The organism is Streptomyces sp. UC4497, from assembly GCF_054871485.1.
Genome location: NZ_JBTYHB010000001.1, coordinates 298190 through 315484 on the forward strand (window position 1 = coordinate 298190; position 17295 = coordinate 315484).

A 17295-nucleotide genomic window follows, 5' to 3' on the forward strand; every position below is an offset into this window, starting at 1 on the left:
AACAACCGCGTTTCGCGCCGCGGGGGTTGTCGAAGGTCCGCGGGCCTCTTAACGTTCGATCAGTCCTGGATCGGGTCCCCGCAGGCCGCCGCGGCCGGGGTGGCCCGGGCCGCCCGGCAGCCGTCGACGGGAGCCCCGCGTGTCCAACGCGACCGAAGCAACTGAAGCCGCTGACGCAATCGACACATCCGGTCCCACCGCACCGCCCGCCTCCTCGCCCGACACGTCCCTGCGGGCCGGGCGCCGTCTCTCGCTCGCCCACCAACTGGCACGCCAGGCGCGGCGTACGCCCACCGCCCCTGCCCTGCGCCACCGGGACCGGGAGATCACCTACGCCGCCCTCGACGCGCGGGTGAACCGGCTCGCGCGCGCCTACGCCGCCCGGGGTGTCGGGCCGGGCGACCGGGTCGCCGCGCTGACCACGAACCGGATGGAGACGGTGGAGGTCTGGTTCGCCGCGCTGCGGCTCGGCGCGATCGCCGTGCCGATCAACTTCCGTCTGGTTCCCGCCGAGGTGGCCCATGTCCTCGCCGACTGCACGCCGACCGTGTTCGTGGTCGACGAACCGCTGACCGAACTGGGCCTGGAGGCGCGGCGCCTGGCCGGTTCCGACTGCCGAGTGCTGCACCTCGGAGAAGACGGGAGCAACGCACCGGAGGGCACGGAGAGCCTCACCGCGGTGCGCGATGTCTGTGACGACGGGCCCGTCGAGGTCGACGTCGACGAGAACCACCCGGCGTTCCTGATGTACACCTCGGGAACCACGGGCCGCTCCAAGGGGGCCGTGCTCAGCCACCTCAACCTGGTCGTGAACACCCTGCACATGGCGGAGGTCCAGGCGCCCAGGCCCACCGACCGGGGCCTGTTGAACATCCCGATGTTCCACATCGCGGGCGTCGACTCGGTCGTCGCCTCCATGCTCTACGGCACCTGCACCGTCATCGGTGCCACCGTCGGCTTCGACGCCGCCGAGACGGTCGACCTGCTGGAGCGGGAGCGGATCACCGGCTGCTTCCTCGTGCCCAGCCAGTGGAAGGCGATCTGCGAGGTGGCGGGCATCCGGGACCGCAAGCTCGTGCTGAACAGCCTGAGTTGGGGTGCGTCCGTCGCACCGCCCTCCGTCCTGGAGGCGATGAACGACACGTTCCCCGGCGTCGTCATCAGGAGCGCCTTCGGGCAGACCGAGATGGCCTCGGTGACCTGCTACCTCGACGGCGAGGACGCGGTGCGCAAGCTCGGCTCCGTCGGCAAGCCGGTGCGGCACGTGGACGCGCGGATCGTGGACGAGGAGATGCGGGACGTGCCCGTGGGCGAGGTCGGCGAGATCGTCTACCGCGGCGGCAACCTGATGCTGGGCTACTGGAACAACCCGGAGGCCACCGCCGAGGCGTTCGAGGGCGGTTGGTTCCACTCCGGTGACCTGTGCCGGATGGACGACGAGGGCTACATCTACGTCGTCGACCGCAAGAAGGACATGATCATCTCGGGTGGCGAGAACATCTACTCCGCCGAGGTCGAGGCCGTCATCGACCAGCACCCCAAGGTCGCCGAGGTGGCCGTCGTGGGCGTGCCGCACCCCGAGTGGGTGGAGACCCCGCGCGCGTACGTCGTGCCGAAGGACCCGGCCGACCCGCCCACCGAGGCGGACATCACCGACCACTGCCGCGAACGGCTCGCCTCGTACAAGAAGCCGACCTCGGTCGTCGTCATCGAGGCGCTGCCGCGCAATGCCGCCGGGAAGGTGCTCAAGGTGCGGCTGCGTGAATCCACCCGCGACTGACCGGACTCCCCGACGCCCGCCCCTTCGACTGGACGGATCCGCATGCCTGACCTGACACATGAAGACCTGACACACGAAGAGCTGACCGAACTGCGCGCCCGGATGGCCGCCTTCATCGACGACGAGGTGATCCCCGCCGAGAAGGCGCTCGCCGGCCGCACTCCCGAGGCCCGCGCCACGCTCGCGGCCCTTCAGGAGCGGGCGAAGAAGCTCGACCTGTGGATCCTCGGCCACCCGGCCGAACTCGGCGGCAAGGGGCTGCCGTTGTACGAGTTCGCGCTCGTCAACGAGATCATCGGGCGTTCCGAGTACGGGCAGTTGGCCGTCGGCACGTACACCATGCAGGACTCCATCATGCTCGACCTGTACGCCTCACGGGCGCAGCGCGAGCGCTGGCTGAAGCCGCTCGTCAATGCCGAGATCAGCCCGAGCGTCGGGCTCACCGAGCCGGAGGTGGCCGGCTCCGACCCCACGCGGATCGCGACGACGGCCGTGCTCGACGGCGACGAGTGGGTCATCAACGGCCACAAGTGGTTCACCACCGGGGCCAGCCGGGCCGCATTCACCACGGTCTTCGCCCGCACCGACGAGGACGCCGCGAGCCCGCACGGCGCCGTCTCCGCGATCATCGTCCCGGCCGGCACGCCCGGCCTGGAGATCTCCCGCGTCCTGGAGACGATGGGTGACACCGAAGGCGACCACTGCGAACTGCGCCTCACCGACGTACGGGTCCCCGCCGACCATCTGCTCGGCGAGCGCGGCGAGGGGTTCACCATCGCGCAGCGCCGGCTCGGCCCCGGCCGCATCTTCCACTGCATGCGCTGGCTCGGACAGGCGCAGCGTGCCTTCGAGTTGATGGTCGAGCGGGCCAACAACCGTTACGCGCATGGCTCGTTGCTTGCCGAGAAGGGCGAGATCCGGCGGTACGTGGCCGAGTCGGCCGCCGAGATCCAGGCCGCCCGCCTGATGACGCTGGACGCGGCGCGCCGCTACGACCAGGACGGGCAGGCCCGCCTGGAGATCAGCATGGTGAAGTTCTGGGGTGCGCAGGTCCTGCACAACGTCGTCGACCGCGCCATCCAGGTGCACGGCGCGCTGGGCGTCACCGCGGACACACCGCTGGAGGGCATGTACCGGCGCGCCCGCTACGCGCGCATCTACGACGGCCCCGACGAGGTGCACCGGATGGTCGTCGCCCGCAAGCTGCTCGGCGACGTGAGCAGGGCGCCGTGGGCGGGGCTGCCCGCGTGAGTGAAGCGTTGCGGGAGGAACTGCGGTCCCGGCTGGCCGAGTTGTGGGGCGGGCCCGTGGCGGTCGAGGGCTGGCGGCGGCTGTCCGGTGGCGCCAGCCGGGACACCTTCTCCCTCGACGGCACGGCGGCCGACGGCATCGCGCACCCCCTGATCCTGCGCTGCGATCCACCGGGCAGGCCGAGCCCCGAGGTGATGGCGCGGGAGGCCGCGGTCTTGGCGGCGGCGGCCGAGGCCGGGGTGCCCGTGCCCCGGCTGGTCGACCATGGCACCGTTCTTGGGCGCGCCCACCTGCTCATGGAGCGCGTCGACGGCGAGACGATCCCGCGCCGTCTGCTGCGGGACGAGCGGTTCGCGGCCGTCCGCCCGAAGCTGGCGCGCGAGCTCGGCCGGGTCCTCGCGCGCATCCACACGATCCCGGTCGCGTCCGTCCCAGACCTGCCCGAGGACGAGCCACTGCACCAACTGACCACTCTCTACCGCCAGTTCGAGGACCCGCGCCCGGCCGTCGAACTCGGCCTGCGGTGGCTCGCCGACCACCGGCCACCGACCGCCGACCCGGCCCGCGTTGTGCACGGCGACTTCCGCAACGGCAACCTCATGATCGACGGGACGGGTGTGCGCGCCGTCCTCGACTGGGAGCTCACCCACGTCGGCGATCCCGTCGAGGACCTGGGCTGGCTGTGCGTCAAGGCCTGGCGGTTCGGCTCGCCGGAGCCGGTGGGCGGCTTCGGCCCGCGCGAGGAGCTGCTCGCCGGGTACGCCGAGATCGCGGGGACCCGCCCGGGCGAGGACGAACTCCACTGGTGGGAGGTGTACGGCACGCTCCGCTGGGCGGTGCTGTGCCGTATGCAGGCCGAGCGCTTCCTGTCCGGCGCCGAACAGGCCGTCGAGTACGCCGTATTGGGGCGCAAGGTCTGCGAGCAGGAGTACGACGTGCTGCTCGCGCTCGGCATCACCGAACCCGGCCCGGTACCCGATGTCCTCGCCGACCGCGACGACACCGCCGCCGCTCCCCCGCACGACCGGCCCGGCGCCGACGCGCTGCTGCGTTCCGTCCAGACCTTCCTGACCGGGGAGACGGCGGGCGATCCCCGGCTGCGCTTCCTGTCGAAAGTGGCGGCCAACGCCGTCGCCATCGCCCGCCGCGAGGCGCTGCTCGCGCCCGCCCAGGCCGACACGCACGCCCGCCGCCTGGCCGTGCTCGGCCTCGCCGACGACCGCGCCCTCGCGGAGGCGATCCGCGACAGGGCCTTACCGGCGGACGACGCGGCGGTCCTGGAAGCCGTACGAGGAGGAGTCAGGGACAAGCTGGCGGTCGCCAACCCGGCGTACGCCGCACAGGTCGCCCGATGACCCCCACCCCGAACCCGTAGGAACGAGAACCGAGGAGCACACGCATGACCAGCACAAGGACCGACCCCGAGACGGCGCAGCGGGTGACGGTCACCGTGACCGACGGCGTCGCCGACGTACGGCTCAACCGGCCCGAGAAGCGCAACGCGCTCGACCCGGCCATGTTCGAGGCGCTCGTCGCCACGGGCGAGCGGCTGAAGACCGAGGAGGGCGTCCGGGCCGTGGTGTTGTCCGGTGCGGGGCCCGACTTCTGCGCCGGGCTCGATTTCACCTCCTTCCAGGCGATGCGGGACGGGGAGCGCCTTTCGGGGCTCGCCGCGCCGCCGCCGTCGGACGGGCCCGCGCAGGCGGCCGGGCAGCGCGCCGCGTACGTCTGGGCCGAGCTGCCGGTGCCGGTGATCGCCGCGCTGCGCGGCAACGCGCTCGGCGGTGGGCTCCAGATCGCGCTCGGCGCCGACATCCGCATCGTCGCGCCGGATGCCCGGCTGAGCGTGTTCGAGGTGGCGTGGGGCCTGGTGCCCGACATGACGGGCACCCAGCTGCTGCCCGAGCTCGTGGGCCGCGACGTGGCGAAGGAGCTGACCTTCACCGCCCGGACCGTGGGCGGCGAGGAGGCCGCACGCATCGGCCTTGCCACGTACACGGCGGACGATCCGGTGGCCGCCGCCCTGGAGACCGCTGCCCGGATCGCGGCACAGAGCCCGGACGCCGTACGCGCCTCCAAGCGGCTCCTCGACCTCGCGGGCCGCACCGACCTCGCGACCGGCTTCGCCGAGGAACAGAAGGAGATCGGCGCGCTCATCGGCAGCCCGAACCAGGTCGAGGCGGTCGCCGCCCGCTTCGGGAAGCGGGCACCCCGCTTCACCGACAGCTGACTCCCTTTACGCACCACGGACTTGAGGACTTGAGGACAACGACATGACTGACGCTCAGCGGGCCACCGAAGCCACCGACGTGGGCACCGACTTCACGCAGATCCAGCTGCGGATCGCCGACCACGTCGCCACCATCACCCTGCACCGGCCCGAGCGGCTGAACGCCTTCACGCACATCATGGCCGAGGAGCTGATCGCCGCGTTCGACGTGACCGACGCGGACGACACTGTCCGGGCCGTGGTCGTGACCGGCGCGGGGCGCGGGTTCTGCGCGGGCGCCGACCTGGCGGGCGGCGCGGCCACGTTCGACCACCGGGCGGCCGGACGGGAGGGCGGGCGTACGGACTTCGGCACCATCGACGGCGCGCCGCGCGACGGCGGCGGGTGTGTGGCGCTGCGCATCGCCGCCAGCGTGAAACCGGTCATCGTGGCGGTCAACGGGCCCGCGGTGGGCGTCGGTTCGACGATGACGCTGCCTGCCGACATCCGGATCGCCGCGGAGTCGGCCCGCTTCGGCTTCGTGTTCGCCCGCCGCGGTCTGGTCCCGGAGGCGGCGTCCAGCTGGTTCCTGCCGCGGGTCGTGGGCATCTCGCAGGCGATGGAGTGGGTGGCCACCGGCCGGCTCTTCGACGCGGCCGAGGCGCTCGCCGGGCGCCTCGTCTCGCGGGTCGTCCCGGACGACGAACTCCTGCCGACCGCGTACGCGCTGGCCGCCGAGATCGCCGAGAACACCTCCGCGGTATCGGTCGCCCACGCGCGCCGCCTGATGTGGTCGATGCTCGGCGCGGCCTCACCGTGGGACGCGCACCGCCTCGACTCGGCGGCCATGGTCCGCCTCGGCCAGGGGCCCGACGCCGCCGAGGGCGTCACATCATTCCTGGAGAAGCGCCCACCGAAGTTCCCGGCCACCCTCGCCGACCACGCGGACACCCTGCCCGCGTGGCCGGAGCCGCCGGAGGACGTGCGCTGAGCACACCTGTGGTGCCGCGTTCGCTACGCCGCTACGGACAGCCCGTCGAGACGGTCGCGCTGGGCCTGGGTCAGCTGGAGGTGTTCCGCGGCGACGTTCTCCTCCAGGTGGTCCAGGCGGGCGGTGCCGGGGATGGGGAGGACGACCGGTGAGTGGCCGAGGAGCCACGCCAGAGCCACCTGGGTGGGAGTGGCGTCGAGTTCCGCCGCCACGGCGGCGACCTCGGCGGTCGCTCCCGACCCTCCCCAGGCGACGGGGCGCCACGGCAGGAACGCGATTCCTGCCGCCGCGCACGCCGCGAGCACGGGTTCGTGCTCGCGGTCGAGCAGGTTGTACCGGTTCTGCACGCTCGCGATGTCGACGATCTCGCGCGCCCGGCCGAGTTCGTCGACGGTCACCTCGGAGAGGCCGATCCGGCCGATCTTGCCCTCGGCCCGCAGATCCCCCAGCGTGCCCACCTGGTCAGCGAGCGGTGTCTCCGGGTCGATGCGGTGCAGCTGAAGCAGCTCGATCCGCTCGACGCGCAGCCGGAGCAGCGCCCGCTCGACCTGATCGCACAGGACGTCCGGCCGCCCGTCGAGCTTCCACTCGCCCGCGGGGCCCGACCGGGCGACCCCGACCTTCGTGGTGACGAGCAGCTCGTCCGGGTAGGGGTGCAGGGCCTCGACCAGGAGTTCCTCGTTGGCTCCCCCGCCGTACATGTACGCGGTGTCGATCAGTGTGACGCCCAGCTCGACGGCCCGCCGGGCGACCGCGAGGGAGTTCTCGCGGGCCGGGCCCGGCTCCGTGGGCAGGTGCATGGCCCCGAATCCCAGCCGCCGCACTTCCAGATCCCCGCCGATGTGAAACGCATTCGCTGTCACGTCGCGCCCTCTCCCCTCACTCAAGGGGCAACGCTAACAGGGCAGTTGGCCTCGACATCGGTGCCGATCAGTGACGATCGGGGTCCAGCGACCTCAGAGTCGTCCGAGGTCGCCCACCGCCTCGTACGCGGCCTCGCTCTGGCGCAGTACCTGGCGTTCCAGCTCCTGGACCGGCAGTTCGTTCTCGCCCATCACGCCGGCCGCGAAGCGGGCCGCGACGCCGGCTCCGATGCACGCCGAGCGCCAGCGGGAGAACGCCACGTAGTACGGCAGTGGGGACACGTCGACGCCGGAGGCCTTCGCGTAGGCGTCGATCAGGTCGGCGCGGCTGCAGAAGCCAGGGGCGGCGCTCGGTCCGGCCGTCGTCGGCGGGACCGTGTCGCCCGGCTGCTCCCACGTCGAGACGAGCCAGCCGAGGTCGGCCAACGGGTCGCCCAGCGTGGCCAGTTCCCAGTCGAACACGGCGATCACCGTACCGTCGGGCGCGAAGGAGAGGTTGCCCGGGCGGAAGTCGCCGTGCACGATTCCCGTGCGCTGCGCCGGTACGCGGACGAGCAGCGCGTCGTGCACCGTGTCGAGGAGCTTCAGGTCGGGGGCGCCCGAGCGGTGCACCTGCCGCTGCCAGCGGTGCAGTTGGCGTTCGACGTAGCCGCGGGGGCGCGCCATGTCGCCCAGGCCGACCTCGGCGGGATCGAGGTCGTGCAGCGCGGCGAGGACCTCGACGAGGCTCGTGCCGGCCCGGCGACGGGCCCGCTCCGGCCAGTCGCGTACGGCGTCCTGGTCGGCGCCCACCGTGCCGTCGACGAAGTCCATGACGTAGAACTCAGCCCCGGTGACCGAGGTGTCCGCGCAGTAGGCGAGCGGCGTGGGCACCGGCACCGCGGTGGGTGCCAGGGCGGTCAGGAAGCGCCACTCGCGGCTCATGTCGTGCGCGGTGCTCAGGACGCCGCCCGTCGGCGGCCTGCGCAGCGCCCGCACGGTGCCGCTCGCGTCGGTCACCCGGTAGGTGAGGTTCGAGCGGCCGCCGGACACGAGGTCGAAGGTGAGCGGAGGGACGACGCCGGGGACGTGTGCGGCCACCCACTTGGCCACCGCGGGCTCGACGCCGGCCGTCGTCACGCCCGGCCTTCTCGCTCGGCGGGCTGCGCGTAGCGTGCCTTGAGTTTTCCCTTGACTAGCTTGCCCGTTGGCGTGCGCGGCAGTTCGTCCACGAAGTCGACGCTGCGCGGCGCCTTGTAGTGCGCGATCCGTTCCCGTACGTACGCGATCAGCCGCTCCTCCAGTTCGGGGCCCGGTGTCACGCCCGGCGCGGGCTGTGCCACCGCCTTGACCGCCTCGCCCATCTCCGGGTCGGGGACACCGATCACCGCGACGTCGGTGATATCGGGGTGGAGGGCGAGGACGTTCTCGATCTCCTGCGGGTAGATGTTCACCCCACCCGAGATGATCATGAAGGTCCTGCGGTCGGTGAGGAAGAGGTAGCCGTCCTCGTCGAGATGGCCCACGTCGCCGAGCGTCACCCAGTCCGTGTGCTCCGGGTGCTGGGCGCCCTTGGTCTTCTCGGCGTCGCCGAGGTACTCGAAGGTGCCGTCGCCCTCGCGTGCGAAGTAGACCGTGCCGGTCTCCCCCGCGGGCAGCACGCGCCCCTCGTCGTCGCAGATCCTGGGCTGCCCGAGGATGGGCCGGCCCACCGAGCCCGGCTTGGTGAGCCACTCCTCGGAGGTGATCAGCGTCATGCCGATGCCCTCGGTGGCGGAGTAGTACTCGTACAGCTTCGGCCCCCACCAGTCGATCATCGCGCGCTTGACGTCCGGCGGGCAGGGCGCGGCGGCGTGCACGACGACCTTCTGGCTGGAGAGGTCGTAGGCGGTGCGGACCTTCTCGGGCAGCCGCAGCAGGCGGATGAAGTGGGTCGGCACCCATTGGCTGTGCGTGATGCGGTAGCGCTCGATGGCGCGCAGCGCGTCCTCGGGGTCGAAGCGCTCCATCATGACGACCGTCCCGCCGAGCGCGTGCACGGAGGCGCCGTAGCGCAGCGGCGCCGCATGGTAGACGGGCGCGGGCGACAGGTACACCGCGTCCTTGTCGAAGCCGTAGAACAGGCGCAGCAGTTCGACCAGCGTGTCGCCCGCCTCGCCGACCTGGCGGTCCGGTAGCTCGGGGCGGATGCCCTTGGGGCGGCCGGTGGTTCCGGAGGAGTAAAGCAGATCGGCGCCGCGCGGCTGGTCGGCCGGCGGCTCGGCGGACGACCCCGCGAGCGCGGCCGCGTAGTCTCCGTACCCGTCGACGCTCCCGCCATAGGCGAGCCGCACGCGGACGGTGTCGGGGATCAGGCCCGCGACGTCCCGCGCCAGATCGGCCAGGGCGTCCGAGACGACCAGCGCGGCGGCGCCGGAGTCGCCCACGATGTACGCGACCTCGGGCGCGGACAGATGGTGGTTGACGAGGGTGATGTAAAAGCCGGAGCGGACCGCCGCCCAGTAGACCTCGTACGCGTGGATCGAGTTGTCGGTCAGCAGGGCGACCACGTCGCCGCGGCGCAGACCCGCCTCCCGGAACACGTGGGCGAGCCGGACGGAGCGTTCGTCCAGCTCCCCGTACGTCAGCTGTTCGCCGGTCGACGCCATGATGACGGCGGGCCGCTGCGGATCACTCTGGGCATGGGCACCTGGATACACGGGACGCCTTTCGCATGGACGTGGACGCCGGTGGCCGTGGACTCTTTGTAAGTCACCCCGCGAGGCGGCAGCAAGACGTACGACGGAATGAATTGATCGTTCGTTCAGGGCGGGCGGGCGCGGCTCAACTTCCTTCGGAACGGCCGGAGTCGGCGGCCGTCCAGCGGCGGAAGGCCCGCATGAAGCTCGACGGCTCCGAGTAGCCGAGCCGGTGCGCCAGCTCGGCGGCGGACAGCCGCTCGTCCCGCAGACCGTCCTGTACGAGGGTGAGCCGTACGTCGTCGAGCAGGCGCCGGTAGGTGGTGCCCTCGGCCGCGAGTCTGCGGCGCAGGGTGCGCGAGGTGATGTTCATGCGGCGCGCGACGTACTCGATGCCGGGGTCGGGGCCACCGCCCGCCAGCAACTGCCGGCGCACCGTGCGGGCCGCGCCGTTCGCGCCCGCCCGCTGCGCCACGAGGCGTTCGCACAGCTCCCGGCAGATCTGCGCGGTGTGCGGATTGCCGTGCGGCAGCGGGCTGTCGAGGATGCCGTTGTCGTAGACGAGGGCGGTCGTCGCGGCGCCGTAGCGGACCGGCGCGTCGAGCACCGTGGGCCGTGCGGCGCCCGGCGGCTCGGGGAAGGCGAGGTCGACGCGGCGCAGCGGTACGGGCGGGCCGCCGGCGAACACCTGGCGGCCGAGGACGATGTTGGCGGCGCAGTCCCGTTCGACGAGGAAGCGTCGTACGTCGGCGGGGATCCGGCCGCCGTCCATGCGGTGCAGGACGTCGCCCGCCGCGTCCACGACGGCGCTGTGCCGGGCGAAGCCGAAGGTGAGCGCCGAGTACCGCAGCCCGTACCGGAACACCTCCCGCATCGTCGGGGCGCTGAGCAGCGCGTAGCCGAACAGGCCGAACGTGGTGACGTGGTAGCGGGCCCCGACCTCGATGCCGAGCCCCGGGCGGTCGCCGAGTCCGTGCAGCAGATTGCGGACCACGGCGATCTCCTGCGTGGCCTCGACGAGGTGGTGCGGGTCGCCGAGCGAGGCCGCTTCGATGCCCGTGCCCGCGAGGCAGTCGGCCGCGGCGAGGCCCCGTTCCGCGGCGAAGTCGAGCAGCAGGACGACGCCCGAGGCGGCGCGCGGAAAGTCCCAGTCGGTGAATCCCTCGGCGATGACCTCCGGCTGCGCGGCAGCCGTGTCCACCGGCACGGTCATGACCGGCCCTCCGTTTCCCGCCGTCACACGGCCAACGCCCGCACCCGTCAGGGGAGTTCATGACAGCACGGTGCTCTCGGCGGCCACAACCCGGCTGCGTGTCCGAATCTGTCCCGGCCTTGTCCGCTTTGGTCATGGAGGCGCTCGGGCGTGCCGCCCTAGCGTGAGGCAAGTGTGTCCGGCCCTGTCCGGCCGTCCGGTGGTTCGTGACGGGGGCGCGGTCGGGCGCGGCAATGTTGCCGAAGCAGGGAGGATGCGCATGCAGACCAAGGGAGCCCTGCTCCACAAGCCCGGCGAGGACTGGACCGTCGAGCCGATCGAGGTCGGCGACCCGGTCACGGGCGAGGTGCAACTGCGCCTGGCCGCCTCGGGCTTGTGCCACTCCGACGAGCACTTCCGGGCCGGCACGACCTTCGCCGCCACGTACCCGCTCCTCGGCGGGCACGAGGGCGCGGGTGTCGTGACGAAGGTCGGCCCCGGTGTCGCCGGCGTCGAGGTGGGCGATCACGCCGTTCTCGGCTTCATTCCGGCCTGCGGCGTGTGCCGCCCCTGTTCGCAGGGCCTGCAGAACCTGTGCGACCAGGGCGCCAACCTGCTCACCGGGCAGTCCATCGCGGACGGCACGTTCCGGACGCGCACGGCGGGCGGGGCCCCGGTCACGCCGATGTGCCTGCTCGGCACGTTCGCCCCGTACGTCACCGTGAGCCAGTCCTCCGTCATCAAGATCGAGAAGGATGTGCCGCTGGAGACGGCCGCGCTGCTCGGCTGCGGCGTCGCCACCGGCTGGGGCTCCGCCGTCTCCATCGGGGACACCCGGCCCGGCGACACGGTGGTGATCGTCGGCGTCGGCGGTGTCGGCATCAACGCGGTGCAAGGCGCGGCGGCGGCCGGCGCGCGCTTCGTCGTCGCGGTGGACCCCGTCGAGTTCAAGCGGGATCAAGCCAGGGAGTTCGGTGCCACGCACACCTTCGCCTCCATGGAGGAGGCCGCCGGACCACTCGCCGAGCTGACCTGGGGCGCGCTGGCCCGAACCGTCATCCTCACCGTCGGCGAACTCCAGGGCGACCAGCTCGCCCCGGCGCTCGCGATGACCGCCAAGGGCGGCCAGGTCGTCGTGACGGCCATGGGAGACATGCAGCAGATCGACGCGAAGGTCAGCCTGTTCGACCTGTCGATGATGCAGAAGCGGATCCAGGGCGCCATCTTCGGCGGCATCAGCCCGCGCACCCAGATCCCGCGCCTGCTCGAGCAGTACCGCACCGGGCAGCTCAAGCTGGACGAACTCACCACGCGCACCTACCGCCTGGAGGAGATCAACCAGGGCTACCAGGACATGCGGGACGGCAAGAACCTGCGTGGCGTGGTCCGTTACACCGAAGCGGACTACTGAGCCACGACCGGTCGGTGAGGGGCGGGGCCCTGGAAGGTCATAGGCTGCCCCGTTCGCTCACCTGGCGGGCCACGTCACGGAGTTTGACGTTGTTCTCCTGCGAGTAGCGGCGCAGCGTGGCGAACGCCTCGGCCTCGGTCAGGTCGTGGCCGGCCATGAGGATGCCCATGGCCTCGCCGATGATGTGCCGGGTCTCCACGGCGCGGTACAGGGACGCGTGTTCGCGGGCGCTGGCGAAGGCCACGGCGGCGTGTGAGGCGAGGAGCCAGCCGGCGGTCTCACTGGCCTCCGTGAACGCTCCCGGCTTCTTGGAGTAGATGTTGAGAGCCCCGAGGTCACCTTCGTTCTCGGTGTAGAGCAGGAAGCCCATCATGCTGCCGATACCGAGCTCGTGGGCGCGCGGGGCGTACTCGCGCCAGCGTGTCGTCTCGGTCGAGAGGTCCTTGAGGCGGAACACGGGGTGCCCGGTGCGGGCCGCGTCGAAGCACGGTCCCTCGCGGAGGCGGCCCTGGAGCCGGTCGCTGTCGACGACGAGTTGATCGGTGGCGGCCAGCGTCTCGACCTGGCCCTTGCGCAGGACCAATATGCCCGCCGAGTCGCAGCCCTCGACCTGGTCGACGGCCCAGGTGGTGATCTTGTGCAGCGTCGCGTCCACGGACTCCTGTGCCAGGAGTTCGCGCGCCATGGCCGCCATATTCAGGGCGAAATCACGCCATTCCATGTCGCGCTCCTCGGCTTCGGGGTACGTACGTTCCTTGCGATGAGGCCTAGCCTCCCACGCCCGCCCCGGTCGTAATCCGTCGCGGTCCGGGGCGGGCGGGGCAGGGGTGTGTCAGCCGGTCGTTGCCGAGGTGTTGGTGACCGGGAGTGTCTTCTCCGCTCCGGCCACGTAGAGGTCCCGCGGGGCCGTGCGCAGCACGAACTTGTTGTCGTCGCTGTCGACGCGCACGGACATGACGAAGAAGCCGTCGTGTTCGGTGGTCGTCTTCACGTCGTACTGGCTCTCCCAGTACGTCTGCAGAAAGACCTCGGTGTCGTAGGGGTCGACGCCTTCGGGCGTGGTGACCCGGCCCTGGACGGTGAGGATGTCGCCCGCCTTCACCTTCCGCTTGTTGACCTGGTAGCTGACGGTGCTGGACCTGGTGTCGACACCCACGGTGGTGTCCGCGTAGTAGCCGTCCTGCGGGGTGTCGAGGTCGCCGTCCTCGTCGTAGAGGGCCGTGATCTGCACCTCGTGCTCGGCGTTGAGCAGGCTGCTCGCGCCCACGTGGTCGATGCTGACGTTCGGGATGGTGAACTTCCCCTTGGCGTCACTGACCGGCGTGCCCAGTTCCCGCGGCTCGTAGTAGTTCGGGTCGATCGGGTCGCCCCACGGATTCCAGGTGGTAAAGCGGACGACTTCCTTGACGGTGACGGGGATGTTCGGCGCCGGGGTGCCGTCGGCCTTGGTGACGGTGCCGGTGACATCGACGCGGCGGTTGTCGTAGTCGGTGCCGGTCGGGTTGGTGGTCACGTTCAGGACGTACGCGTCGCCGGGCGCGGCGTCCGCGCTCTGCGCCGAGGCGGCGGGCGCGGACAGGGCGCCTGCGGCGAGCAGCAGCGCGGCGAGGGCGGCCGTCCGCGTCGGAAGGGTGTTTCTGGGCACGGTTCAACTCCAAGTTCGGTCAGTTCGTGAGGAGTTGCGCCGGGCGGTACCGGTCCCACCGCAGCGCGTGTGTGCATCACACACGGTTCGACGGCCGGGGTGGGACGCCAGTTGCCCGCGGTACGGGCGCCGTTACACGGCTGTGGCGGGGGACCGTTTTGCCCAGGTTTCGCGTTCACCAGGATGTCGCTCACGGGACACGCACGCTCGCCGCGGACCCCCTTGACAAGCCTTCCCTGCCTTGATTGCTTGGCTCCACCACACACCGAATGGTCGGTCGGTCTATCGAGCGGGAGGGGAAGCCGGCGTGAGGGAAGACAGGGTGACGGAATCCGATGAACCCGGCCCCGCGGAGCGCATGTTCGCCGCGGACCTGGCCTCCCAGCTCCTCGGCATCGAACTCCTGGAGCACGGCGCGGGACATGCCACGCTCCGGATGAAAGTGACGGCGGCCATGGTCAACGGCCACGGCATCGCCCACGGCGGCTACGTCTTCCTCTTCGCCGACACGGCCTTCGCCTGCGCATGCAACAGCGAAGGCCCCGTCACCGTGGCCTCAGGAGCCGACATCACCTTCGTCGCGCCGGCGCACGAGGGCGACGCGCTGGTGGCCACCGCCCATGAGGTCACCCGCTTCGGCCGCAGCGGCCTCTACGACGTGCGGGTGACGCGCGGGGAGTCGGTGATCGCCGAGTTCCGGGGGCGCAGCCGCAGCGTCGCTACAGGCCCAGGTCGCTGAGGCCCGGGTGGTCGTCGGGGCGGCGGCCGAGTGGCCAGTGGAAGGCGCGGTCCTGCTCGGCGATCGGCAGGTCGTTGATGGAGGCGTGGCGCCTGCGCATCAGCCCGTTGTCGTCGAACTCCCAGTTCTCATTGCCGTACGCGCGCTTCCAGTTGCCCGCGTCGTCGTGGCACTCGTACGCGAAGCGGACCGCGATGCGGTGGCCGTCGAACGCCCACAGCTCCTTGATCAGCCGGTAGTCGAGCTCCTGGTTCCACTTGCGCGTGAGGAAGGCGACGATGTCGGCGCGCCCGACGGGAAATTCGGCGCGATTGCGCCACTGACTGTCCGGTGTGTAGGCGAGCGAGACGCGCTGCGGGTCGCGGGTGTTCCAGGCGTCCTCCGCCAGGCGCACCTTCTGCACGGCCGTCTCGCGTGTGAACGGCGGAAGCGGCGGGCGGGCGGTGGCGGACTCGGGCGCAGGGGCGGTGTGGTCGGTCATGGGGTGACTCCTCCCCCGCCGGGCCGCTCGCGCAACACCCGCTTGGGGAGCTTCCCGCCGGGGCGGGACGACGGGTGTCGCGCGAGCCGGTCTCAGAGCAGTTCGAGCACCGTCGCGTTGGCCATGCCGCCGCCCTCGCACATGGACTGCAGGCCGTAGCGGATGCCGTTGTCCTTCATGTGGTGCACCAGCGTGGTCATCAGGCGGGCGCCGGAGCCGCCGAGCGGGTGGCCGAGGGCCATGGCGCCACCGTTGGGGTTCAGGCGCGCGTAGTCGGCGCCGGTCTGGCGCTGCCAGCCGAGGGAGACGGAGGCGAAGGCCTCGTTGATCTCGTACGTGCCGATCTCGTCGAGGGAGAGGCCTGCGCGCCGCAGGACCTTCTCGGTGGCCGGGATCGGGCCCTTGAGCATGGTGATCGGGTCGACGCCGGTGACGGTGCCCGTGTGGAAGCGGGCCAGCGGCGTCCAGCCGTTGCGCGCGGCCACCTCGGACGTGGTGACGAGGAGGGCGGCGGCGCCATCGGAGATCTGCGAGGCGTTGCCCGCCGAGATGACCCCGTCCTCCTTGAACGGGGTCTTCAGTGCGGACAGCTTCTCGACCGTCGTGCCGCGCCGTACGCCCTCGTCGGTGTCGAAGAGCGTGCCGTCGGCGAGGGTGACCGGGGTGATCTGGTTCTTGAAGCGGCCCTCGTCGATGGCGCGGGCGGCCTTCTCGTGCGAGTCGGCGGCGTGCTGGTCGAGCTCGGCGCGGGTGAGTCCGAACTCCTCGGCGATCATCTCGGCGCCGACGCCCTGGTTGAAGACGACGTGGTCGTAGCGCTCGCCGACGAGCGGGCCGAACGGCTTGCCCGCCTGGCCGCCCGCGCGCGAGGAGCCCATGGGGACGCGGGACATGGACTCGACGCCGCCCGCGATCGCGATGTCGTACTGCCCGGCGATGACCCCGGCGGCGGCCTGGTGCACGGACTGCTGCGAGGAGCCGCACTGCCGGTCGATGGTCAGGCCCGGCACGGACTCGGGCCAGCCGGCGGCGAGCACCGCGAACCGGCCGACACCGCCCGCCTGCTCGCCGACCTGGGACACACAGCCCCAGATGACGTCGTCGACGGTGGCCGGGTCGAGGCCGTTGCGCTCGGCGAGGGCCTTCAGGACATGGGCGGAGAGGTCGACGGGGTGGATGCCCGAGAGCGCGCCGCCCGGCTTGCCCTTGCCGACGGGCGTCCGTACGGCGTCGACGATGACTGCGTCACGCATGGTGAACTCCTCAACGTAGTAAGCGGGTTGGCACGGTCTGCGGGTGGCCTACTTGGGGGCCATGCGGATGGCGCCGTCGAGGCGGATGGTCTCGCCGTTGAGCATCGGGTTGGTGACGATCGACTCGACCATGTGCGCGTACTCGACCGGCTGGCCGAGGCGGGCCGGGTGCGGCACCTGCGCGCCGAGCGAGTCCTTGGCCTCCTGCGGCAGCCTGCCGAGCAGCGGCGTCTCGAACAGGCCGGGCGCGATGGTCATCACGCGGATGTTCATCCGGGCGAGGTCGCGGGCGATGGGCAGCGTCATGCCGACGATGCCTCCCTTGGACGCCGAGTACGCGCACTGGCCGATCTGCCCGTCGAACGCGGCCACGGAGGCGGTGTTGACGATGACACCGCGTTCGCCCTCGACCGGTTCGTTGCCGGTCATGGCCTGGGCGGCGAGGCGGATGACGTTGAAGGTGCCGATCAGGTTGATCTCGACGACCTTGCGGAAGGTGTCGAGGACGTACGGGCCCTCCTTGCCGACGGTGCGCCCGGCGGAGCCGATGCCCGCACAGTTCACGGCGACACGTAGAGGGGCGAGCGCGACGGCGGCATCGACTGCGGCGGTGGCGTCGGCCTCGCTGGTGACGTCGCCGGCGACGAAGGTGGCGCCGATCTCCTTGGCGACGTTCGCCCCGTCGGAGGTGGGCAGGTCGAAGATGACGACCTTGGCGCCCGTGGCGAGGAGCCGCTCGGCGGTGGCGCGCCCGAGGCCGGAGGCGCCGCCGGTGATCAGGGCGGAGGACTGGGCGTCGATCTGCATGGCAGGTCCCTTGTTC

At 71.5% G+C, this 17295-nt stretch carries 16 protein-coding genes; 7 read left to right on the top strand and 9 right to left on the bottom strand.

Going from position 1 to position 17295, the window contains the following annotated elements; all coding sequences use genetic code 11:
• Positions 1 to 139: 139 nt before the first annotated feature.
• The 5 genes from ACYSUO_RS01275 to ACYSUO_RS01295 are packed head-to-tail and all read left to right on the top strand — an operon-like array spanning position 140 to position 6231.
• Positions 140 to 1780, top strand: coding sequence for an AMP-binding protein (locus ACYSUO_RS01275; protein ID WP_461774084.1), 1641 nt, complete (start codon positions 140 to 142; stop codon positions 1778 to 1780).
• A 42-nt stretch (positions 1781 to 1822) separates the two neighbouring features.
• The gene (locus ACYSUO_RS01280) at positions 1823 to 3031 is read left to right on the top strand and encodes an acyl-CoA dehydrogenase family protein (protein WP_461774085.1); all 1209 of its coding nucleotides are present in this window, start codon (positions 1823 to 1825) and stop codon (positions 3029 to 3031) included.
• Positions 3028 to 4386: a phosphotransferase family protein gene (locus ACYSUO_RS01285; protein WP_461774086.1), complete on the top strand. Its 1359-nt coding sequence runs from the start codon at positions 3028 to 3030 to the stop codon at positions 4384 to 4386. Before ACYSUO_RS01280 ends, ACYSUO_RS01285 begins: the two co-directional genes overlap by 4 nt.
• Before the next feature lie 44 nt (positions 4387 to 4430).
• Positions 4431 to 5261: a crotonase/enoyl-CoA hydratase family protein gene (locus tag ACYSUO_RS01290; protein WP_461774087.1), complete on the top strand. Its 831-nt coding sequence runs from the start codon at positions 4431 to 4433 to the stop codon at positions 5259 to 5261.
• A 43-nt stretch (positions 5262 to 5304) separates the two neighbouring features.
• On the top strand, positions 5305 to 6231 hold the full coding sequence (locus tag ACYSUO_RS01295; protein ID WP_461774088.1) for an enoyl-CoA hydratase-related protein: 927 nt from the start codon (positions 5305 to 5307) through the stop codon (positions 6229 to 6231).
• Positions 6232 to 6254: 23 nt separating this feature from the next.
• Here ACYSUO_RS01295 and ACYSUO_RS01300 read toward each other — a convergent pair whose 3' ends face one another.
• The 4 genes from ACYSUO_RS01300 to ACYSUO_RS01315 form a co-directional block, all read right to left on the bottom strand.
• Positions 6255 to 7094 (bottom strand): aldo/keto reductase, encoded by an 840-nt coding sequence (locus tag ACYSUO_RS01300; RefSeq protein ID WP_461774089.1) that lies wholly within the window; start codon positions 7092 to 7094, stop codon positions 6255 to 6257.
• Between the two features lie 93 nt (positions 7095 to 7187).
• Positions 7188 to 8213 carry a phosphotransferase family protein gene (locus ACYSUO_RS01305; RefSeq protein ID WP_461774090.1) on the bottom strand — a complete coding sequence of 342 codons (1026 nt, stop codon included), beginning with the start codon at positions 8211 to 8213 and terminating at the stop codon, positions 7188 to 7190.
• Positions 8210 to 9772 (bottom strand): acyl-CoA synthetase, encoded by a 1563-nt coding sequence (locus tag ACYSUO_RS01310; RefSeq protein ID WP_461774091.1) that lies wholly within the window; start codon positions 9770 to 9772, stop codon positions 8210 to 8212. The genes ACYSUO_RS01305 and ACYSUO_RS01310 overlap by 4 nt, the downstream gene beginning before the upstream one ends.
• A gap of 124 nt (positions 9773 to 9896) precedes the next feature.
• A complete protein-coding gene (locus ACYSUO_RS01315; protein ID WP_461774092.1) occupies positions 9897 to 10964 on the bottom strand; it encodes an AraC family transcriptional regulator in 1068 nt (355 codons plus the stop codon).
• 259 nt (positions 10965 to 11223) lie between these two features.
• Between ACYSUO_RS01315 and ACYSUO_RS01320 the strand changes: the two genes are divergently transcribed.
• Positions 11224 to 12354 carry an NDMA-dependent alcohol dehydrogenase gene (locus ACYSUO_RS01320; protein ID WP_461774093.1) on the top strand — a complete coding sequence of 377 codons (1131 nt, stop codon included), beginning with the start codon at positions 11224 to 11226 and terminating at the stop codon, positions 12352 to 12354.
• A gap of 37 nt (positions 12355 to 12391) precedes the next feature.
• On the opposite strand, the gene ACYSUO_RS01325 is transcribed toward ACYSUO_RS01320, so the two are convergent.
• Both ACYSUO_RS01325 and ACYSUO_RS01330 read right to left on the bottom strand, forming a co-directional pair.
• A complete protein-coding gene (locus ACYSUO_RS01325) occupies positions 12392 to 13075 on the bottom strand; it encodes a GAF and ANTAR domain-containing protein (protein ID WP_461774094.1) in 684 nt (227 codons plus the stop codon).
• Between the two features lie 111 nt (positions 13076 to 13186).
• Positions 13187 to 13999, bottom strand: a complete 813-nt coding sequence (locus tag ACYSUO_RS01330; protein WP_461774095.1) for an acyl carrier protein — start codon at positions 13997 to 13999, stop codon at positions 13187 to 13189.
• Positions 14000 to 14357: 358 nt separating this feature from the next.
• On the opposite strand from ACYSUO_RS01330, the gene paaI reads away from it, so the two are divergent.
• Complete coding sequence (paaI, locus tag ACYSUO_RS01335; RefSeq protein WP_461774363.1) at positions 14358 to 14738, top strand: hydroxyphenylacetyl-CoA thioesterase PaaI; 381 nt, start codon at positions 14358 to 14360, stop codon at positions 14736 to 14738.
• Here the strand turns inward: paaI and ACYSUO_RS01340 are convergent.
• The 3 genes from ACYSUO_RS01340 to ACYSUO_RS01350 all read right to left on the bottom strand — a co-directional run bounded on the left by ACYSUO_RS01340 (position 14719) and on the right by ACYSUO_RS01350 (position 17279).
• Positions 14719 to 15219, bottom strand: a complete 501-nt coding sequence (locus tag ACYSUO_RS01340) for a nuclear transport factor 2 family protein (protein ID WP_461774096.1) — start codon at positions 15217 to 15219, stop codon at positions 14719 to 14721. The two genes, paaI and ACYSUO_RS01340, sit on opposite strands and share 20 nt — an antisense overlap.
• A gap of 92 nt (positions 15220 to 15311) precedes the next feature.
• On the bottom strand, positions 15312 to 16472 hold the full coding sequence (locus ACYSUO_RS01345) for a thiolase family protein (protein ID WP_461774097.1): 1161 nt from the start codon (positions 16470 to 16472) through the stop codon (positions 15312 to 15314).
• 48 nt (positions 16473 to 16520) lie between these two features.
• Positions 16521 to 17279: a 3-hydroxyacyl-CoA dehydrogenase gene (locus tag ACYSUO_RS01350; RefSeq protein ID WP_461774098.1), complete on the bottom strand. Its 759-nt coding sequence runs from the start codon at positions 17277 to 17279 to the stop codon at positions 16521 to 16523.
• Between the last annotated feature and the right edge of the window lie 16 nt (positions 17280 to 17295).